This is a genomic window from Halalkalibacter lacteus (assembly GCF_036663595.1).
GTDB classification, from domain to species: Bacteria; Bacillota; Bacilli; order Bacillales; family Bacillaceae_D; genus Halalkalibacter; species Halalkalibacter lacteus.
In genome coordinates this window covers 45,079-63,064 of the sequence record NZ_JAWRVL010000003.1, presented here as the reverse complement: position 1 = coordinate 63,064, position 17,986 = coordinate 45,079, and the positions used below count along the sequence as shown (strand labels likewise).

General features: G+C 38.2%; 20 protein-coding genes. 4 read left to right on the top strand and 16 right to left on the bottom strand.

Going from position 1 to position 17,986, the window contains the following annotated elements; all coding sequences use genetic code 11:
- Positions 1–49: 49 nt before the first annotated feature.
- The 4 genes from lepA to gpr all read right to left on the bottom strand — a co-directional run bounded on the left by lepA (position 50) and on the right by gpr (position 4,953).
- Positions 50–1,870: a translation elongation factor 4 gene (gene lepA / locus SAZ04_RS02995; RefSeq protein ID WP_332690857.1), complete on the bottom strand. Its 1,821-nt coding sequence runs from the start codon at positions 1,868–1,870 to the stop codon at positions 50–52.
- Positions 1,871–2,014: 144 nt separating this feature from the next.
- The gene (locus SAZ04_RS02990) at positions 2,015–2,374 is read right to left on the bottom strand and encodes a DUF3679 domain-containing protein (protein WP_332690852.1); all 360 of its coding nucleotides are present in this window, start codon (positions 2,372–2,374) and stop codon (positions 2,015–2,017) included.
- Positions 2,375–2,389: 15 nt separating this feature from the next.
- Positions 2,390–3,562, bottom strand: coding sequence for a stage II sporulation protein P (locus SAZ04_RS02985; RefSeq protein WP_332690849.1), 1,173 nt, complete (start codon positions 3,560–3,562; stop codon positions 2,390–2,392).
- A 269-nt stretch (positions 3,563–3,831) separates the two neighbouring features.
- On the bottom strand, positions 3,832–4,953 hold the full coding sequence (gene gpr, locus SAZ04_RS02980; RefSeq protein ID WP_332690846.1) for a GPR endopeptidase: 1,122 nt from the start codon (positions 4,951–4,953) through the stop codon (positions 3,832–3,834).
- Between the two features lie 219 nt (positions 4,954–5,172).
- Between gpr and rpsT the strand changes: the two genes are divergently transcribed.
- Complete coding sequence (gene rpsT / locus SAZ04_RS02975; protein WP_332690841.1) at positions 5,173–5,439, top strand: 30S ribosomal protein S20; 267 nt, start codon at positions 5,173–5,175, stop codon at positions 5,437–5,439.
- A 131-nt stretch (positions 5,440–5,570) separates the two neighbouring features.
- On the opposite strand, the gene holA is transcribed toward rpsT, so the two are convergent.
- Positions 5,571–6,599 carry a DNA polymerase III subunit delta gene (gene holA / locus SAZ04_RS02970; protein WP_332690838.1) on the bottom strand — a complete coding sequence of 343 codons (1,029 nt, stop codon included), beginning with the start codon at positions 6,597–6,599 and terminating at the stop codon, positions 5,571–5,573.
- Positions 6,600–7,120: 521 nt separating this feature from the next.
- Here holA and SAZ04_RS02965 point away from each other — a divergent pair.
- Positions 7,121–7,255 (top strand): YqzM family protein, encoded by a 135-nt coding sequence (locus SAZ04_RS02965; RefSeq protein WP_332690835.1) that lies wholly within the window; start codon positions 7,121–7,123, stop codon positions 7,253–7,255.
- Between the two features lie 58 nt (positions 7,256–7,313).
- Here SAZ04_RS02965 and SAZ04_RS02960 read toward each other — a convergent pair whose 3' ends face one another.
- The 3 genes from SAZ04_RS02960 to SAZ04_RS02950 form a co-directional block, all read right to left on the bottom strand.
- Positions 7,314–9,548, bottom strand: a complete 2,235-nt coding sequence (locus tag SAZ04_RS02960) for a DNA internalization-related competence protein ComEC/Rec2 (protein ID WP_332690832.1) — start codon at positions 9,546–9,548, stop codon at positions 7,314–7,316.
- A gap of 93 nt (positions 9,549–9,641) precedes the next feature.
- Entirely contained in the window at positions 9,642–10,220 is a 579-nt protein-coding gene (locus SAZ04_RS02955; protein ID WP_332690828.1) for a ComE operon protein 2, read from the bottom strand.
- Positions 10,221–10,294: 74 nt separating this feature from the next.
- The gene (locus SAZ04_RS02950) at positions 10,295–10,906 is read right to left on the bottom strand and encodes a helix-hairpin-helix domain-containing protein (protein ID WP_332690825.1); all 612 of its coding nucleotides are present in this window, start codon (positions 10,904–10,906) and stop codon (positions 10,295–10,297) included.
- Between the two features lie 77 nt (positions 10,907–10,983).
- Here SAZ04_RS02950 and SAZ04_RS02945 point away from each other — a divergent pair, with 77 nt between their 5' ends.
- Positions 10,984–11,238 carry a DUF2533 family protein gene (locus SAZ04_RS02945; protein ID WP_332690822.1) on the top strand — a complete coding sequence of 85 codons (255 nt, stop codon included), beginning with the start codon at positions 10,984–10,986 and terminating at the stop codon, positions 11,236–11,238.
- 87 nt (positions 11,239–11,325) lie between these two features.
- Complete coding sequence (comER, locus tag SAZ04_RS02940; protein WP_332690819.1) at positions 11,326–12,150, top strand: late competence protein ComER; 825 nt, start codon at positions 11,326–11,328, stop codon at positions 12,148–12,150.
- 56 nt (positions 12,151–12,206) lie between these two features.
- Here comER and SAZ04_RS02935 read toward each other — a convergent pair whose 3' ends face one another.
- The 8 genes from SAZ04_RS02935 to yqeH all read right to left on the bottom strand — a co-directional run bounded on the left by SAZ04_RS02935 (position 12,207) and on the right by yqeH (position 17,894).
- Positions 12,207–12,965 (bottom strand): class I SAM-dependent DNA methyltransferase, encoded by a 759-nt coding sequence (locus SAZ04_RS02935; protein ID WP_332690816.1) that lies wholly within the window; start codon positions 12,963–12,965, stop codon positions 12,207–12,209.
- A gap of 26 nt (positions 12,966–12,991) precedes the next feature.
- On the bottom strand, positions 12,992–13,846 hold the full coding sequence (locus tag SAZ04_RS02930; RefSeq protein WP_332690813.1) for a CvfB family protein: 855 nt from the start codon (positions 13,844–13,846) through the stop codon (positions 12,992–12,994).
- A complete protein-coding gene (rsfS, locus tag SAZ04_RS02925) occupies positions 13,846–14,199 on the bottom strand; it encodes a ribosome silencing factor (protein ID WP_332691370.1) in 354 nt (117 codons plus the stop codon). Before rsfS ends, SAZ04_RS02930 begins: the two co-directional genes overlap by 1 nt.
- Positions 14,192–14,773, bottom strand: coding sequence for a bis(5'-nucleosyl)-tetraphosphatase (symmetrical) YqeK (gene yqeK, locus SAZ04_RS02920; protein WP_332690810.1), 582 nt, complete (start codon positions 14,771–14,773; stop codon positions 14,192–14,194). The genes rsfS and yqeK overlap by 8 nt, the downstream gene beginning before the upstream one ends.
- A complete protein-coding gene (locus SAZ04_RS02915; protein ID WP_332690807.1) occupies positions 14,727–15,341 on the bottom strand; it encodes a nicotinate-nucleotide adenylyltransferase in 615 nt (204 codons plus the stop codon). The genes yqeK and SAZ04_RS02915 overlap by 47 nt, the downstream gene beginning before the upstream one ends.
- Positions 15,342–15,366: 25 nt before the next feature.
- Positions 15,367–15,660, bottom strand: coding sequence for a ribosome assembly RNA-binding protein YhbY (gene yhbY, locus SAZ04_RS02910; protein WP_332690804.1), 294 nt, complete (start codon positions 15,658–15,660; stop codon positions 15,367–15,369).
- A complete protein-coding gene (aroE, locus tag SAZ04_RS02905) occupies positions 15,654–16,499 on the bottom strand; it encodes a shikimate dehydrogenase (protein WP_332690801.1) in 846 nt (281 codons plus the stop codon). The genes yhbY and aroE overlap by 7 nt, the downstream gene beginning before the upstream one ends.
- 285 nt (positions 16,500–16,784) lie before the next feature.
- Entirely contained in the window at positions 16,785–17,894 is a 1,110-nt protein-coding gene (gene yqeH, locus SAZ04_RS02900; protein ID WP_332690798.1) for a ribosome biogenesis GTPase YqeH, read from the bottom strand.
- Positions 17,895–17,986 lie beyond the last annotated feature (92 nt).

Genomic DNA, 17,986 nt, shown 5'->3' with positions numbered 1-17,986 from the left:
CTCTTTAAAAGCCAAAACCGCAGGAGCGATCCTGCGGTTTACGTACATGTTAGTCATCCATACGAAGTACAGCCATAAACGCTTCTTGTGGTACTTCTACGTTCCCAACTGATTTCATCCGTTTCTTACCTTCCTTTTGCTTCTCAAGTAGCTTACGTTTACGAGAGATGTCCCCTCCATAACATTTTGCAAGGACATTTTTACGCATCGCTTTAATGGTTGAACGAGCAATAACTTTTTGTCCGATACTTGCTTGAATAGGAACTTCAAAATGCTGACGAGGAATTAATTCCTTTAATTTTTCAACGATTATCTTCCCACGCTCATATGCAAAATCACGGTGAACGATCACTGACAAAGCATCAACTGTCTCACCATTTAAAAGAATATCCATTTTCACAAGATTAGATGACTTATAACCAATTAATTCATAATCAAAGGATGCATACCCCTTCGTGTTTGATTTTAATTGATCAAAGAAATCATAAACAATTTCAGATAACGGGATTTCATAAACAATTTGAACGCGGTTCGCATCAAGGTATTGCATATCAATGAATATACCACGCTTTTTTTGACAAAGCTCCATGACTGAGCCAACGTAATCGTTTGGCACCATAACCTTTGCCTTTACGTATGGTTCTTCAACATCATCAATTTTTTGCGCTTCAGGCATATTTGATGGATTATCAATTCGCACTTCTTCTCCACTTGTTGTTTTCACCCGATAAATAACACTTGGAGCTGTTGTGATTAGCGTTATGCCAAATTCACGCTCAATCCGCTCTTGGATGATTTCCATATGAAGAAGTCCTAAGAAGCCGCAACGGAAACCAAAGCCTAATGCTTGAGAAGTCTCTGGTTCATATTGTAATGAAGCATCATTTAATTCAAGACGTTCTAACGCTTCTCGTAAATCGTTGTACTCGTTTGTATCAATTGGATACAAACCACAATAAACCATTGGATTCATACGACGGTAACCAGGCAATGCCTCCGTAGCAGGATTATTAGCATTTGTGATCGTATCACCTACTCGAGTATCCCCAACATTTTTAATTGCGGCTGATAAGAAACCAACATCACCAACAGTTAACTCGTCACGTTTCTCTACTTTTGGTGTAAAAACCCCAATTTCATTTACCTCAAATTCTTTTCCGGTTGCCATCATTTTAATTTTTTGACCCGGCTTAACTGTCCCTTCAACAACACGAATATAGGCAACAACACCACGATAAGAATCGTAAAGTGAATCAAAGATAAGTGCTTTTAACGGTGCTTCAGGATCTCCTGTTGGAGCTGGTACTTTTTCTACTACTTGTTCTAGGATTTCCTCAATACCGATACCATTTTTTGCTGACGCGAGTACAGCATCAGAAGTGTCCAACCCAATGACATCTTCCACCTCTTGCTTCACACGATCCGGTTCTGCACTAGGCAAATCAATTTTATTAATGACAGGGAGAATCTCCAAGTCATTATCAAGCGCCAAATAAACATTTGCAAGCGTTTGAGCTTCTATTCCTTGCGCTGCATCAACAATTAATAAAGCCCCTTCACACGCTGCTAAACTGCGTGACACTTCATATGTAAAATCGACGTGTCCAGGTGTATCAATTAAATGGAAAATATATTCTTCGCCATCCTTTGCTTTATACGTAAGCTGAACAGCATTTAATTTAATCGTAATTCCGCGCTCTCGCTCTAAATCCATTGCATCAAGTGTTTGTTCTTTCATCTCACGGTCGGTTAACGCGCCCGTTTTTTCTAGAATACGGTCAGCAAGTGTCGACTTCCCGTGGTCAATATGAGCGATGATCGAAAAGTTACGAATCTTCGCCTGCCGTGCTAGCCTTTTTTCTCTACTCATTACATGATCACTCCTACATTCTCGTACAGGTACACTATTTTTAATTATACCAATCGTTTAAGAACCAAGCAACAACTGTTCTCTAAAACAAGCTATCAGCTTCTCCCTTCTCCCACACAACATAAAAAAACTAACATATTACAATTACTCTGCGTTAGTTTTTTCTCCATTTAAAACATTATCAACAAAAGACATTATTTGTGATAGAACTGCACGGCTTCCATAGTTCATCCCGTCTGCTATCGCATTCCCCATATCAGAGAAGAAGTTAAACCTGCCGACTTCTTCAACCGTTTGTTTTTTCTCTACTAGCTCATTTTGTTGTTTCTGTACAAGTTCATTCCCTTTCTTCGACTCAATCTGCTTTCCTTCTTGCTTTTTCAAAACAACAAGAGGTTCTGGTTGTGAGATTCCAAGCTTCTCATTCATTTGTTGAACCCCAAACAATGCACCTAGTAATAAAAGCAAGCTTATAACGAACATTCTCACAACCAGTTTTTTCATGTGAATCCTCCTCGCTTACTCAGCGTCTACCGCACCAGAATTAAAGTAATATTCTGAGAATACTTCCGCCATTACCTCGGCAGATCTATTTGTTTCTTCTAACGAATTGTAGATTCCACCCATTTCAATCAGAACTGAATTCTTCGATAAGTCTTGATTAAATTTCCCGTTTGTTAGACGTCCATCTTTAAAAATAACACCCCGACTTAAACCTGGGTAATTCTTCTCAAGTAAAGTATGCAGCTCTTTTGCCAATTGCATATTATGTTCATAGTTTTCATAGTTCCCACCAATTACAAACACTGTACGTGCATATTCTTCACCATTAATGGTTACAGTTGTCTTCTCCCTAGGAATCGTGTCTCTATGCAAATCAAAGAAAAATTCAAGGTCACTATTGTTTTCCATCGCTTCTTTTACGAATGCACGAGAAGCATCGTATGATTGGTTATACTGCCAGCCTCTATCAACCAAATTTGCTTGAACATCTCGCTCTTCTACTTCAACTCCTATCCCGCGTTTTTCCAGTTCTTGTGCTAGTTTCTCACCAACCAAAGTAATATTAATTTGTCTATGGAACGCCTCATTAGGCACATTCGTTTCTAGTTCCGGTAAGTAGGATTCTGTATTATGTGAATGAATAATATGAACAACCTTTCGTCCATTTGTTGTACCTTCCGATTGTTTTGCTTCTTTTTCCATTTCATCTAACTTTGCCAAACTTTCTTTGGTTGCTTCCCGTTCCGCCATAATAACATCCATTGGTGGGGCTGACTCAACCGGAAGAGTCGTATAGTCCATTCCATCTCCTGCTACTATGATTTGTCCATCATATAAAGCAAAACCAGGCAACTCCCTTCCAAGTAAACTCCTCGGGTCATCAGGGTTGATACTCGTCGCTACTTGAAATGCTATATTTGAAAGACTAGGAGGCTCACTACCTTCTGGCAATGCCCGTGTAAATAGTTTATTTTCCATACCCATTACATGAAGAAAATCTTCTCCTTTTATCCCATTTGCCCATTCATGAACTTGGTTCGAAGCAAGTCCATAACCTGGTTCAAATGAAGTTAGCATTCCAGTGAAGATAAATAACGCCATCATCCCTATAATAGTCATAACAATTAGTTTTTTTAAGCTCGTCCGATTGATCGAAACCGTGAAGCTACGAAACTGGTTTCTTTTCATGTTCTCATCCCTTCTCCTCGTGTGGGTAGCTTGTACATCGTATCTTGTCCAGTGCTGTAATGGTAAGGAGCTTCTAACCCACTACTATGTTCAGAAAAGTTCAAGTAGAACTGAAAAAAGAAACCAAATTCACACTATGAAAAGAAAAAGAAAAAGAAACCCCATAATAGAGGTTTCTAAACTAAACGCTATAGTTTTGCTTCGAGTTTGTTACAAAAGGGAAACCTACCCTTTTCGCTTCGAAGCGGCAATGGCTCCGCATGCTGCGGTTAGTGGGTGTAAGCACCTACGTTTTCTTGATTTATTCTTTGATGCAATGCTGCATTTAAGCCTGCAGCTAGGACATTTGCCATATCATCGATAAAGACGTCGACTTCTTTTGGTGTTACCATTAGATTATGACCAAGTGGCGCAAGCACTTCTCGTATTAACTGACGTTTTTCATTGTCCGGTAAATTTCCAATCATCCCCATAATCGTCTCTCGCTTCGCTTCATCCGGCAAATCTTCATCTGTTAACTTTCTTGTTTCACCAAAAGTCATGCCTGCTGGTGCAAGCGAGCGAGAAGGGGCATTCCCTTCTTTCATTTCACGTCCAAAATGCTTCAACACGTAGTCAATTGTATCGCTCGTGATCGAGACAGCATCAACTACTGTTGGAATTCCTACTGCAATAACGGGAATTCCAAGCGCTTCTTTGCTTAGTTCTTTGCGTTTGTTTCCAACCCCACTACCTGGATGAATGCCTGTATCTGAAATTTGGATCGTTGAATTCACTCGCTCAATTGAACGGGAAGCAAGAGCATCTATCGCAATAACAAAATCTGGTTTTGTCTTTTCAATAATTCCATAAATTACATCACTCGTTTCAATTCCTGTTAACCCCATTACTCCAGGTGTGACAGCACTAACAGAACGAAACCCATCTTGAACTTGTTCTGGAGCTAATTTAAACAAATGACTTGTAATTAGTAAATTTTCCACCGCAATTGGACCTAAGGCATCTGGTGTAACATTCCAGTTCCCAAGTCCCACAACTAAGCAAGTGTCTGTTTCTTTTATACCAATTCCCTTCATGAATTTAGAAAATTCATTGGCAAAAACACGTTCCAGATTCTCTTGAAGCTCCGTATCTTTTTTTCTAATGCCTTGTGCTTCAAAGGTTAAATAGTTACCTGCTTTTTTTCCTAAACGCTTTGCACCCACTTCATCAATGATAACGTGGGTTATCGTAACATCATCAATGGTCTCTTCATTTATTTGTACCCCGCTCACTTCTTTTGGTTTTTTTCCTTTTGCTGCCTTCTCTTCTTGCTCAAGAACCATTTGATGAGCTTCAACTGCTAAGTCAGTACGTATTTGATATTGGTCAAGATTCAATTCATCAGTCATATAGATCACACTCCTACTATAGAATCTCTCGTGATTGTAGTGTTTCCGGCACTACGTGTTTTCATTCTTCTATTGCAATTATGTCTGTTTTTTGGTAGAATGCAATTTGTTGTATGAATGATGCGAAACGTGTCACCGTACCTTAAAACAAGAAGCGAAACCGTTCATAATAGATGGACTGGGATCAACCTGAACAACATTTATTAGGAGGTGAATGATATGCCAAATATTAAATCTGCAATTAAGCGTGTGAAAACAGCTGACAAGCGTCGTGCACAAAATATCTCTGTTAAGTCTGCTCTACGTACTGCAATCAAGAACTTTGAAACAAAAGTTGAAGCTGGTGATGTTGAAGTAGCGAAAGCAGCTTTCACTGAAGCAACTAAAAAGCTTGATAAAGCAGCAAACAAAGGTCTTATCCATAAAAATGCAGCATCTCGTCAAAAGTCTCGTCTAGCTAAAAAGCTTAACGGCCTTTCTGCATAATAAGAAAAAACACACGATCTCAAGTCGTGTGTTTTTTTCAAATGAGTGGAGCCCCTGTCTGGTTTTAAGCCTGCTATGAGTAGGTTTCTCAATTCGCAGGCGCAGAGCCATTGCACTCCCCGTACTTTTAGTTATTTTGAATGAACACTCGCTAATTTCATTAATAACAATTCGACAGCAAGAACTTTCTCCATTTTCCCTGATTTAATTGCATAGTCAGTGTCTGTTGCAGCCTCAAGCAACCGTAGCAACTGTTCACCTTTAAATTTATCCACTTGCTGGCTTGCTAATTTCACTACATACGGATGAAGCTTTAGTTGTGCAGCCATTTGCTTTTGTGAATATGATCGTCTGCTCATTTCTTTTACTTGATAATAAATACGCAATTGCCTTGCTATTAAAGCAAGGAGCTTTAAAGGTTCTTCCTTTTGTTTTAATAGGTCATGATAAATGATCAACGCTTTATCTAATCGTTGCTTTACCGCAAAGTCAATCAAAGCAAACACATCTTGTTCAAGTGATCGTGCAACTAGCAAGTCAACAACCTCTGCATCAACCACACCGTTGACACCAACGTACAATGCAAGTTTTTCCATTTCAGATGCAAGCATTAAAAGGTGGGGACCTGTTCGCGCTAATAAATGTTCCTTTCCATCATTCGTGAAACCAAATCCTTTTGCTTCAGCTTGATTATCTAACCATTGAACTAGCATTTTATTATCAAAAGGGAAACATTCAACTAATGCAGCTGTCTGTTTTAACTCTTTTGTTATTTTTTTCCGTTCATCTAATTTTTCATACGGTGCTTGTATAATGAAAATAGCATCGGGTGAAGGTTGTTTTATGTATTGCTGTAGCCTAGTAATATCGTGCTCCAATTTCGTTTCTTGTTTTTGACTCGACACTAGAGAAAAATCTTTTAAAACAACTACTTTCCTCCCACCAAAAAAGGGAAATGTCTCAGCCTCTTCTACCGCAGTATCCAGTAGCGTTTCTTGTAAACTGAACGTGATGATATTTGGGTCATCTAGAGAACCGACAGTGTTTTTAATTATATGAAATAAAAGATCTTCCATCAGAAAAGTTTGTGTACCATACATAAAATAAACAGGTTTTATATTTCCTTGCTGAACTTCCTTTTTTACCTTTAAATATGACATGTTCATTCCTCATTTTCTTGCATATGTACCAAAGAATTTTGGTATACTATGCATTAGATTCTTTTCTGGTCCTATGAGCATAATGTTTAATAAGTATTTCATGATGCAGTGTGCTTTGATGTAGTCATTCATATGTAAGCTCACTTGCATTACTTTATTAAACACATACTTTTAGGATAGACAATGAACCTTTCGTTGACAAGGAAAATGAGAAAGGGGTCTAGCTCCTTATATGCCAAACCCCCATTTATGATAAACGTCATGAAATAAGAACCCGGGACCTCTTATTCACGACGATAACCACGACCGCCTTGCACTATTTATAATATCCTATGCAAAGCAAAACTATAGGTGACAACTCTTTACAGACAAACCAAAAGTCCCAAAAGCTTTCTAACAATTTCTTGAACATGGTTATTTTCGTGTAAAAAAGGTTAAAGAACTAACCTTTTTAAATAACCTCTTCTAGCATTTTTTTAGTTGATCCCGTATACTTAAATTTGTATAAGGAGGAGTGCCAAATGCATTTTGAAAAAGAAGTTCAATGTAAACGAAATGACGCAATCGATTCAGCTGTTGGGTTTATCGTTCCTTTTGGATTCTTTGCTACCCTTTTCATTATCGCTTCAATCATCGATGTATTTAGCGGTATGTAAACAGATGAACTGATAGACTAAGGGAGAACCATATGTTAGATGGTTCTCTCTTTTCTTTTCACTCGATATTATCCATCGCTTTTCTAATATCCACTTTTCCATCCTTTATGATAATTTGTACGGCTCCATCTAGATCGCTTCTCCATACTGGAATATTTTGTTCTGTTATTCTTTTAGTCACTTCTTCATGCGGATGTCCATATCGGTTATTACGCCCAGCTGAAATTAAAATCATTTTCGGCTTTAATTGTGTTAGAAAGGGCTCTGTTGTCGATGTGCGACTTCCATGATGCCCCGCCTTTAGAACATTAACTTCTAAATTTGGGTACGTAGAAACAATTCTTCTTTCCCCTTCTTCCTCTAAATCTCCAGTAAAAAGAAACGAAACTTGCTCAAGTATTACATACAACACAATGGACCTTGCATTTAAATCAGACTCTGTTCCAACTGGGGATAAGACAGTAAACTCGGCGGCTCCTTCTTTCCACCTCACCCCTTCTTGAACAAAATGAACCCTAGCATCACTTTTAGATAATTCATGTAAAAGCCGTTGCTCGTATTCACCTTCAACTGGCCCTTTACTATAAATAACTTCTTGAATACGTACTGATTGTCCTAGAGCGCGTGCACCACCAATATGATCCAAATGTCCGTGAGTAAGAATTAAATGATCTACTTGACTAATTCCACGAGCCTTTAATGCCGGTACAACGATACTAGCTCCAACATCAAACGACCTCCTTTTTTCTCTCCATTCTTCATTAAAAAAAGAAAAAGTACCACCTGCGTCAATTAAGTAAACAGCCCGCCTATAGGGAAGCTCAATTAAAAAACTATCCCCTTGACCTACATCAATCATCGTTACTTTCGCTCTTGAATCAAAGTAAGGGAAGGAAAGTTGGACGACTAACAAGACGCTTAACATTAGAATAGGTCTCATCCACCAGTTCCTTATTCCTTCTTCCCACTTGAGCAATCCATAAATGATTCCAACATAAAAACAAATGACAAGCAATATTGACGGTTTTCCAACAATGAAAGAAGCTCCCTTCATCTCTGCACTATAAAGTAAAAATGTATGAACGCTTGGAACAATGAATTCAAGAAAAAGAAGTGGATAGTTAAACATCCCTGGCACAAGAAGAAAAAGAAAAAAGGAGACAAACGTGAGTGGAAGGACCAACATTGTAATAAAAGGAATATACACAATATTTAATGGAATGCTTAGCCAAGAAAATTCATACATTTGCCTCAATAAAATAGGAGCAGAGAGAGCTTGTGAGATCACTGTCACTGCAATCAATTGAGATGCCACATGACTATAACGCGCTTGCAAAGTTGGTGCTGATATAATCAGCCCAAACGAAACGAGAAAAGACAATTGAAACCCAAGTTGAAAAATAGCGTACGGTTGAAAAAGGAGATAAATCAAATACACAGCAACAATACCTAATAAAGGAGGTATACGAGCTCGAATACGCAAACAAATGAGGACGACCATCGCCATTAAGGATGCTCGAATTACCGAAGGGGCAGCACCTGCAATTATAATATAAATAGGTAATAACACAAGCAATACTTCCATCGCTCGTTCTCGCGTCATCCCAATCCGAATAAGGAGATAAAAAACAGCTGCGACAATCATGCCTACATGCAGACCAGAAACAGCGAGTACGTGAATGACTCCTAAACTTTTATAGGCCGCGAGCACATCTCCATCTAATAAAACTCTTTCCCCAAACAACAATGCACTCATAATTCCGTTAAATTCAGGACTTACCTCTTCTTCCATTCGTTGAAGCTGTTTGTGGCGCCACCGATTGAGTTGTGTGAGGAAATTTTTCCTTTGAGGTTCAATACACTGTATTCCTTCTCGCTTTGGTCTTAAAACCCAAAATATATACTGCTCTTGCAAATAGCGTTTATAGTTAAATTGCTCAAAATTAGTTGGTGGAAGAGGAGAAGTGAGAGAGCCCGCAATTTTGCATAAGTCGCCTAGAGAAAGACCCTTCATATGTTGTTGTTCACCTTCACTATAAAGGTAACCATGAACTTGTATAGTTTCTTTGCTATCACTGATCAAACGAAACGATAACGAATCACCATCTACAATAGGGATTGTTTTGATAGTTCCATAAATTATTTGGTCTCCAGACTGAAAAACAGTCACTTGCTGTTCACCCGCAAACGTACCAACAAGGTAGTAGAAAAGAAAAGCGAACGTAACGATTAAAAGCCTTTCTCTGAAGAACGAACGATGAAACAGGCAAAATAAAAGGAAAATCGATAACACGATAAAATAAGGAAGACTAGGTCCTTGGAGAGGTAAAAGAAGACCCAGTGTTGCGGCAATTGGAAGAAGGGAAAAGAGATGAAAAATCGTCGTTCACCCCTTTAGGAAATTTTCTGTAAATAACATATTAGCTTGATCACGCATCTGTTGTAACTCTTTTTTAGGAATCCCTGCATGATCTAATTTATCTAATAATTCTGCAGTGAATTTCATTTTTGCCATATGATATTGATCGAAACTCATCTCATCTAACTCGACTTGTAAAACAGAGATACCTGCATCACGAAACATTTCTTTTGCATAAGGATGATTCTTATAATCTTTTGCATAATAAATATGTTTAATACCAGCTTGAATGATGGCTTTTGAACAATGTACACAAGGAAAGTGAGTAACGTAAATCTCTGAACCTTCAGTTGGTACACCAAACTTCGCACATTGCAGTAGTGCATTCACTTCAGCATGAATGGTACGTATGCAATGATTATCCACGACATAGCAGCCGTCATCAATACAATGAGCGCCACCCGAAACGGAACCATTGTATCCTCCCGCAATAATTCGTTTTTCTCGAACAATCGTTGCACCAACCATTAACCTTGTACATGTACTCCTTAATGCTAATAAATGACTTTGTGCCATAAAATATTGGTCCCAAGAAATTCTTTCCACTTATGACTCTCCCCCTTATGATTCTTACTATTAGTTTAGAAAAAAGCGCGTACAACGTCAATGATGACTATATTTCAATTGAATACAATATGGTCTGCTAACTGTTCAGCTGATTTCGGTCCAATACCTGAGACATTTTGAAGATCATCGATTCCTTTAAAAGGTCCATGTTCCTCTCTGTGACTGATAATAGCAGCTGCCTTGGCAGGCCCTATTCCTGGAAGTTGCTCTAGAACAACTTCATCTACCCGATTAATCGCTATTTTTCCATCTTCATTTCTAGCCACTGACTTAGCCATCTCTTCCTGCACTTCTTCTCCTTCTCTTGGTACATAGATCATCATCTCATCTTGAAGCAATTGAGCTAGATTTAATTGTAACTCATCTGCCTCAGAAAGAAACCCTCCTGCCATTTCAATCACGTCATGCATTCGACTTCCCTCACTTAATTCATAAACTCCTGGTAAGGCAACGGCTCCTTTTATATCTACTATCACCTTTGTTTCTATTTCTATTAAAGCTGGAGGAATCACCTCTCCCGCTTGCACCAACTCCGCTTCTAAAAAATCAAATTTCACTTCTTCCTTATTAGCATTGCGAAAATGCAGAAACAATACTAAACTGACTAATAGCAGGATGCCAATTGAAAAGACAATATGTTTTTTCTCAGGTATTTTCTTGATCACTTTGATCACACCCTTCTTATAAAGTACAATTACAAACATGACCCCACACAAGGCGGGCAAAAAAGGAGACGATTTACATGGCTGTACATATACAAATTGCAGAACAAGTTAGAAAGCACAGAGAAGCACAGAAACAGTTTCTTGCATTGGATTCACAAAGAGAGCGCGCGATTGAAGTTGCGATTGAACTAGCAAAGTCAAAAAAGTTAGTCCAAACAACTGATATCAATCAAATTACTGAGGAAATGAATCAAATTGCTATGCAATTTCAATTCCCGCCTCGTAAACTCGTTACACCTGATATGATTATAAAATTCATAAACAATAAGTAAGTTCAAGTCATAACAGACCTTCTTTCTTCATACGTTTAGTCATAGCGGTGTTCGTGTATAAAATTACTGTTGAAGGAGGGGGCTAACTTGAAAATTGGAGTAATCGGAACTGGAAGTATGGGCACAATCTTGGTTGAATCTTTTATTGAGACTGGCGCAATCACTCCACAGCAATTAGTCGTTACGAATAGAAGCAAAGCGAAAGTAGAAGCATTAAAGAAGCGGTTTACCGGTCTCTCAATTGCACCTGATGCATCTACAGTTGTTCAAGAGACTGACGTGATCTTCTTGTGTACCAAACCTTTACAATTTCCGAATGTCCTAAGGGAGATTGCACCCGTTTGCCACGCCAACAAATTTATTATTTCTATTACTAGTCCTATCTCAGTTGAGCAATTAGAAGACATGGTCGATTGCCAAGTAGCTCGAGCTATTCCAAGTATTCTTAATCGAGCTCTTACAGGACCATCTCTATTAAGCTTCGGAGACAGATGTACGGAGGAAAACAAACAGTTCTTACTGAAGCTAATGTCCAAAATATCTGAACCACTTATTATCGATGAGAAGATTACGCGAGTTTCGTCTGATATCGTCAGTTGCGGACCTGCATTCTTCAGTTACATCATGCAGCAATTCATTGATGGAGCCGTTAGACAAACGAATATATCTCAAGAAGATGCAACAATCCTTGCTACGAATATGATGATCGGAATGGGTAAGTTATTAGAAAAGGGACACTTCACATTGCCAACGCTCCAAGAACGCGTATGTGTACCTGGTGGGATTACTGGAGAAGGCATTAAGGTTTTAGAAGCTGAAATTGGATCGATGTTTGATCACTTGTTTCAACAAACTCATGCAAAGTATTACGAGGACCAAGAATTAATCTCTGAAGCTTTTTCAAAAAAATAATAACAGAAGGGAAGAGCATAAATATGCTCTTCCCTTCTGTTATTCGCCACTTTTGTTTATTTTCCTCTCATTTTTTTACGAGCAGTAAAAAAAATTCGTTCACTCTGATCTGTAGGAGTAGCAACCGTAAAATCAGCATATACACTTATATCACAAAACCCTGCTTTTATAAGCCAGTCATGGTATTGCTTAATTGAAAATGTTCGTTGCTTATGTAGTTCTAACACACGCTCGTAATATCCACTTGATTCTTCCCGAACAAAAAATGTTAGCTCATGCTCAATACTATGAGGGTAAACACCCTCAAAAGATGTCCATATGTAAGCGAGGTCTTCTCCATCTTCAGCAAAAGTCTGACCTATAAAGCCTTCTTGAATTTTATTAAGCGAGTGGACATCAAACAAGAAGAATCCTCCTTCTTGTAAATGTCGATGCACACCTTCAAACGTACGACAAACTTCTACCTCTGTCTCTAAATAATTAAGCGAGTCACAGAAGATGGTTACCACATCAAAACTTCCTAATCCTTCTAAGTCAGTCATTGATTGATGGAACAGGGGAGGAGAAAATCCTGCTTGCTCGCATTTTTCTTTGGCAACAGACAACATCTCTAGAGAGAGATCAACCCCGACTGTTTCAGCCCCTTCTTTCTGCAACCTTACTAAAAGCTCACCTGTTCCACAACCAACATCAAGCACAGATAGACCATCAAACTGACGTTGATTTAATTGTAAACGTAAATAGTCTATCCATCTTTCATATGGTGCATCTTCCATAAGGCTATCATACAAAAAAGCAAAAGCTTGATAATTCATAGAGACTCCTTAGATTATCGAACACATTATTTTTTCAAGTGCGTCCAACCATCACGTTGTTCGATTTTGTTTTCTTTCATCAACTTCCCAAGAGCACGTTTAAATTTTGCTTTACTAATGGAAAAACGTAATTCAATGTCTTCCGGTGGGGTCTTATCCCAATAAGGCATAGAACCACCACGTTCTTTCAAAAACGAATAAATCCTATCTGCATCCTCTTCTTGTTGATCTGACCTTAAAGGATTCATCGTCACGTTAATACGACCATCTTCACGTACATAGTGGACCCTTACTTTTAGATGCTCCCCGTATCTTATCGTTCCGTTCATTTCGTCATTATGCAAGAAAGCTATAAAACCTTCATCCGTTAAAAGCAATGCACCCTCGTCTAGAAAATGATAAACAAATCCACTTACATCTTTGTTCATCATATCTGCGGTTGCTTTTTGGGCATTTTGTTCTATTGGCTCTCCTTTAACGAGTTTCCCCATTAACCGACCTTTTTTATCCCAAGTTAATGACAAAGGCAGTTTATCCCCTGGCTTAGGCCACATCTCTCGATCGTAAGGAAGTTCATCCATCGATAAAAAAAGGTCCCGTGAAATACCATTATGAAAAAAGACACCATGACCTGTTTTCACCTCAACAGCTTCAAGCCATGCAACTTCGTCAACTTGTAAAAAAGGCTCTTCCATTGTCGCTGCTAGCCTTTCTTGATGATCATGATATAGAAATACATCGACATGATCTCCAATTTCAACTTGCTTTGTGACTTCTCTTTCATGCAAAAGAATATCTGTCTTTCCGTCACTTACAAAATAGCCGAAACTCGCTTTTCGTATAACTTCGAGGTTAACCGTATATCCAGGCTTAAGATCCATTAGCCCAAAACTCCTTCTAATTCAATCGTTGGAGCATCTCCCCAAAGTTTCTCTAAGTTATAATAGATCCGTTCTTCTTTATGGAAAACATGGACAACAACATCCCCTAAGTCAATAAGAACCCATCTTGCTTGATCAATTCCTTCTAAGCGCTTAATTTCAATTCCTTGTTCTTGAACAACTTTTTTTAGTTCTTGTGCGATAGCCTGCACTTGTTTATCTGAGTTACCATGGCAAATGACAAAATAATCTGCAATAAGGGAAACTCCTTCCATGTTTAAAGCCACAATATTTTCTGCGCGTTTGTCATCTAAAGCCTTTACTGCAAGTGTTAATAGCGATGAATCATTCACTGACATCACTTCTCCTTTTTTTGTGTATTAATTTATTATACGTAGCGAGCGTCTCTGGAAAAACAAGCTGCCTTCTTCTCATGAGGAAAGCAATTGTATTTTCTAACGCCTGAATAATCGCTTCATCAAGATCCCGTTTAGCAAGTTTCCTCACATCTTCAACACCTTTAAACTGTCGACCAGGCTCAATATAATCAGCAAGAAATACAATTTTCTCGAGTAGCGTCATATCGGGCCTTCCAGTCGTATGATAGCGAATTGCATTTAATATTTCTTGATCAGTTAAACCAACCTCATGTTCCACAAAGTAAGCTCCACATGGAGCATGTAATAATTCATCACCAAATCCTAAACAGGATTTATCTGATAGTTTCTCCATTACTACACGTTTCATTTCTTCCTTATCACGAAACTTTGCGTAGTCATGAAAAACGGCTGCAAGTTCAGTCTTTTCTCTATCTGCTCCAAAACGATGAGCAAGTTCATCTGCAGTAGCTACAACACCAAGGGTATGGGTATACCGATGATCAGTAAGGTGAAGCTTTACTATTGCCAATGCTTGTTCTCGGTTCATACAATGACCTCTCTTTCACCAATTCTTCTACAACTTTTGGAACCATATACGTAATTGGTTTCCCTTCCTGCACTCTTTGACGAATCGTTGTCGATGAAAGATCGACTTGAGGCATTTCTAAAAGACAAACAAAGCTTGAATAAACTGTTGTTTCAACAGAAGATCCAGGTCTTTTTACACCAATAAAGGTTACCAACTCCATTAACTCATCAATTCTCTCCCATTTCGGGAGATATTCAATCATATCTCCACCAATTAAAAAGTAAAATTGATCATTCGGATACAATTGTTTTAATTGCTTCATTGTATCGATTGTATAGGAAGGACCTTCTCTTTCCAATTCAATTGTGTTTACATGAAATCGTTCATTCTCATTTGTTGCACCAATCAGCATATCAACTCGATCTTGATTTGAAGCAAGATCATCACTTTCCTTATGCGGAGGCACATTAACGGGGATAAACCAAATTTCATCTAAATCATATGCAACTAACACTTCTTGAGCAAACAACAAATGACCAAGATGAGGCGGATTAAAAGTACCACCAAACAGTCCGATTTTTTTCATGGTTTCACTCTCCTACTTATTTTTATTAAGAAGGGAGAACAATTTCCTTGTTTTCTTTCGATTCCTTATATAAAACGATCGTATGCCCAATCACTTGGACAAGCTCTGCCCCTGTCAAACCAACAAGCTTATGCGCTACCTCATCTTTGTCTTCATCACAATTTTGCAAAATACTTACTTTAATTAATTCCCTCGTTTCAAGCGCTTCTTCTATTTGTTTACTCATATTTTCATTAACTCCTCCTTTTCCTACTTGGAAAATTGAGTTTAAATGGTGTGCTTTCGAACGTAAAAATCGCTTTTGTTTACCTGTCAACATATTGTTCCTCCTAATTTTTCTAATACTAACTTTCTCATACGATTGTGATCTGGTCTTACGCCAGTCCAATGTTCAAACGAAAGAGCTGCTTGGTTCACAAACATACCAATTCCTGTATGTGATTTCCCACCTCTTACTTGGGCCTCTTTTAGAAATTTTGTTTTTAGTGGGTTGTATATTAAATCACTTGCGATCGCTCCAGCCCTTAAGTTTTCTAATGATAGTGGTGAATCCTCTATACGTGGACTCATTCCTATCGATGTTGTATTAATGAGTACATCAAACTGATCCAAGTTCTGCTCCACTTCAGCTCGAGTTGCCCGATTGGCTGTAGTTTGAAACATCTTTGCTAATTCAAGTAAAGGCTCTATTTTGTCTTGTGTACGATTTGTTATCGTTAAATCTCCAATACCATAACGAAGTAAAGCTGTAATAACTCCTCTTGCCGCACCTCCGGCTCCAATAATTAGAAACCGTTTGTTCGTTATATCTTCATTCGTTTCTTCGATTAATGACTGTACATATCCACGACCGTCTGTATTATGACCAATTAGTTTTCCATTTTGATTTACGATCGTATTCACAGCACCAATCTGCTCAGCTTCTTCATCAACTTCATCTATAAATTTCATAACAGCGATTTTGTGTGGTACTGTCACATTGCACCCTGCTATACCTAGAGCTTTGATTCCTGTTATCGCCTCTTCAAGCATTTCAGGCTCTACGTCAAACGCTTGATAATTAGCTTTTATTCCTACATTTGAAAACGCATCATTATGAATAAGTGGTGACATAGAATGCCCGACTGGGTGTCCTAACAAACCATAAACTTTCTCCATCTTCCCTAGCTTCCCCCTTACGAAAAAACATTGTATATGATAAAAGAATAACTTCACTCCGTTAGTACTTTAATGAGACCCTGACTTATTACAATAATTCATTGCTTCGAGGTTTTTCAAAAAGGTAAAAATCGACCTTTTTGCTACGAAGCGGCAATGGCTTCACTCGCTACTCGTATTCAAGGAGAAACCCGCTCCTTGAATACTTAAAACCTTGTAGCGGCTCCGCTCATTGCTTCGAGGTTTTTCAAAAAGGTAAAAATCGACCTTTTTGAAAAACCTCTCTTATATTATTGATTCTCGGATTGTTACGTTAACTCCTTTAGGGGCATATCCGTCAACTTGGATATTTATGCCGTTTACTGTTACCCAGCCAAGTCCTGAGAAAACAATGTCCACTTTTTTATCTTTAATATGAAATGTATGCTTTACCAGTGGAGGAAGTGAATCTTTACTCTTTGGACCAGGTGGTGTTAATAACTCCCCTATTTGATTTTGATAAAGTTCTTCAGCCTTCTCTTGTTTTGTCCGGTGAATATGCAATTCATTTGAACGATAGCAAGTGAAAGATGTTCTCTCTCCTTTTACAAAATCAAAGCGACCAAGTCCACCAAAAAACAATGTTTGACCTGCATTCAGTTGGTAAACCATTGGTTTTATTTCTTTTTTCGGTGTAATTACTTTTAATTCATGCTTATCTATATAATGAGCCATTTGATGATGATTAATGATTCCTGGCGTATCATAAAGGGCTCGTCCATCATCAAGTGGAATATCAATCATGTCTAATGTTGTGCCTGGAAAATGTGATGTGGTAATCAGCTGTTCTGTATCTCCACCAAATGTTTTAATCACTTTATTAATAAATGTTGATTTTCCAACGTTTGTACAACCAACAACATACACATCTTGACCTTTTCTAAGACGGTCAATTTTAGATGCTACTTCTTCAATACCAATCCCTTTTTCTGCACTCATTAGCATGACGTCAATAGGTTTTAGTCCAAGTTCTTTAGAAGATTTTTTCATCCAGTTAATCAATCGATTGTGGTTTAGAGATTTCGGCAATAAATCGACCTTATTTCCAACTAACATTACATCATTTCCTCCAACAAAACGATGTAATCCAGGCAACCAACTTCCTGTAAAATCAAAGATATCAACAACTTTCACAATTAACGCCTTTTTTTGTCCTAACCCATTTAAGATTTTCAAAAAATCATCATCGGTTAACGAAACATCCTGTACTTCATTATAATGTGTTAAGCGAAAACAACGTTGACAGATGATTACATCTCTTTCCAATGCCGACGCAGGGGCATAACCCAGTGTTTCTTTCGCTTCAGACTGAATTGTCACACCACATCCAGCACATATTACATTTCTTTCTTCCATTCTTCATCCTCCCAATACCAGTACTATTACAAGAATTACCAGCATTTTAAATAGTAGTTACCACTGATTGATAAATTCTCACTCTTAAACGT

Bases quoted from the DNA above. Each gene is read 5' to 3' on its own strand.
- lepA (WP_332690857.1), bottom strand. From the start codon at position 1,870: ATGAGTAGAGAAAAAAGGCTAGCACGGCAGGCGAAGATTCGTAACTTT.
- SAZ04_RS02990 (WP_332690852.1), bottom strand. From the start codon at position 2,374: ATGAAAAAACTGGTTGTGAGAATGTTCGTTATAAGCTTGCTTTTATTA.
- SAZ04_RS02985 (WP_332690849.1), bottom strand. From the start codon at position 3,562: ATGAAAAGAAACCAGTTTCGTAGCTTCACGGTTTCGATCAATCGGACG.
- gpr (WP_332690846.1), bottom strand. From the start codon at position 4,953: ATGACTGATGAATTGAATCTTGACCAATATCAAATACGTACTGACTTA.
- rpsT (WP_332690841.1), top strand. From the start codon at position 5,173: ATGCCAAATATTAAATCTGCAATTAAGCGTGTGAAAACAGCTGACAAG.
- holA (WP_332690838.1), bottom strand. From the start codon at position 6,599: ATGTCATATTTAAAGGTAAAAAAGGAAGTTCAGCAAGGAAATATAAAA.
- SAZ04_RS02965 (WP_332690835.1), top strand. From the start codon at position 7,121: ATGCATTTTGAAAAAGAAGTTCAATGTAAACGAAATGACGCAATCGAT.
- SAZ04_RS02945 (WP_332690822.1), top strand. From the start codon at position 10,984: ATGGCTGTACATATACAAATTGCAGAACAAGTTAGAAAGCACAGAGAA.
- SAZ04_RS02935 (WP_332690816.1), bottom strand. From the start codon at position 12,965: ATGAATTATCAAGCTTTTGCTTTTTTGTATGATAGCCTTATGGAAGAT.
- SAZ04_RS02930 (WP_332690813.1), bottom strand. From the start codon at position 13,846: ATGGATCTTAAGCCTGGATATACGGTTAACCTCGAAGTTATACGAAAA.
- yqeK (WP_332690810.1), bottom strand. From the start codon at position 14,773: ATGAACCGAGAACAAGCATTGGCAATAGTAAAGCTTCACCTTACTGAT.
- SAZ04_RS02915 (WP_332690807.1), bottom strand. From the start codon at position 15,341: ATGAAAAAAATCGGACTGTTTGGTGGTACTTTTAATCCGCCTCATCTT.
- yhbY (WP_332690804.1), bottom strand. From the start codon at position 15,660: ATGTTGACAGGTAAACAAAAGCGATTTTTACGTTCGAAAGCACACCAT.
- aroE (WP_332690801.1), bottom strand. From the start codon at position 16,499: ATGGAGAAAGTTTATGGTTTGTTAGGACACCCAGTCGGGCATTCTATG.
- yqeH (WP_332690798.1), bottom strand. From the start codon at position 17,894: ATGGAAGAAAGAAATGTAATATGTGCTGGATGTGGTGTGACAATTCAG.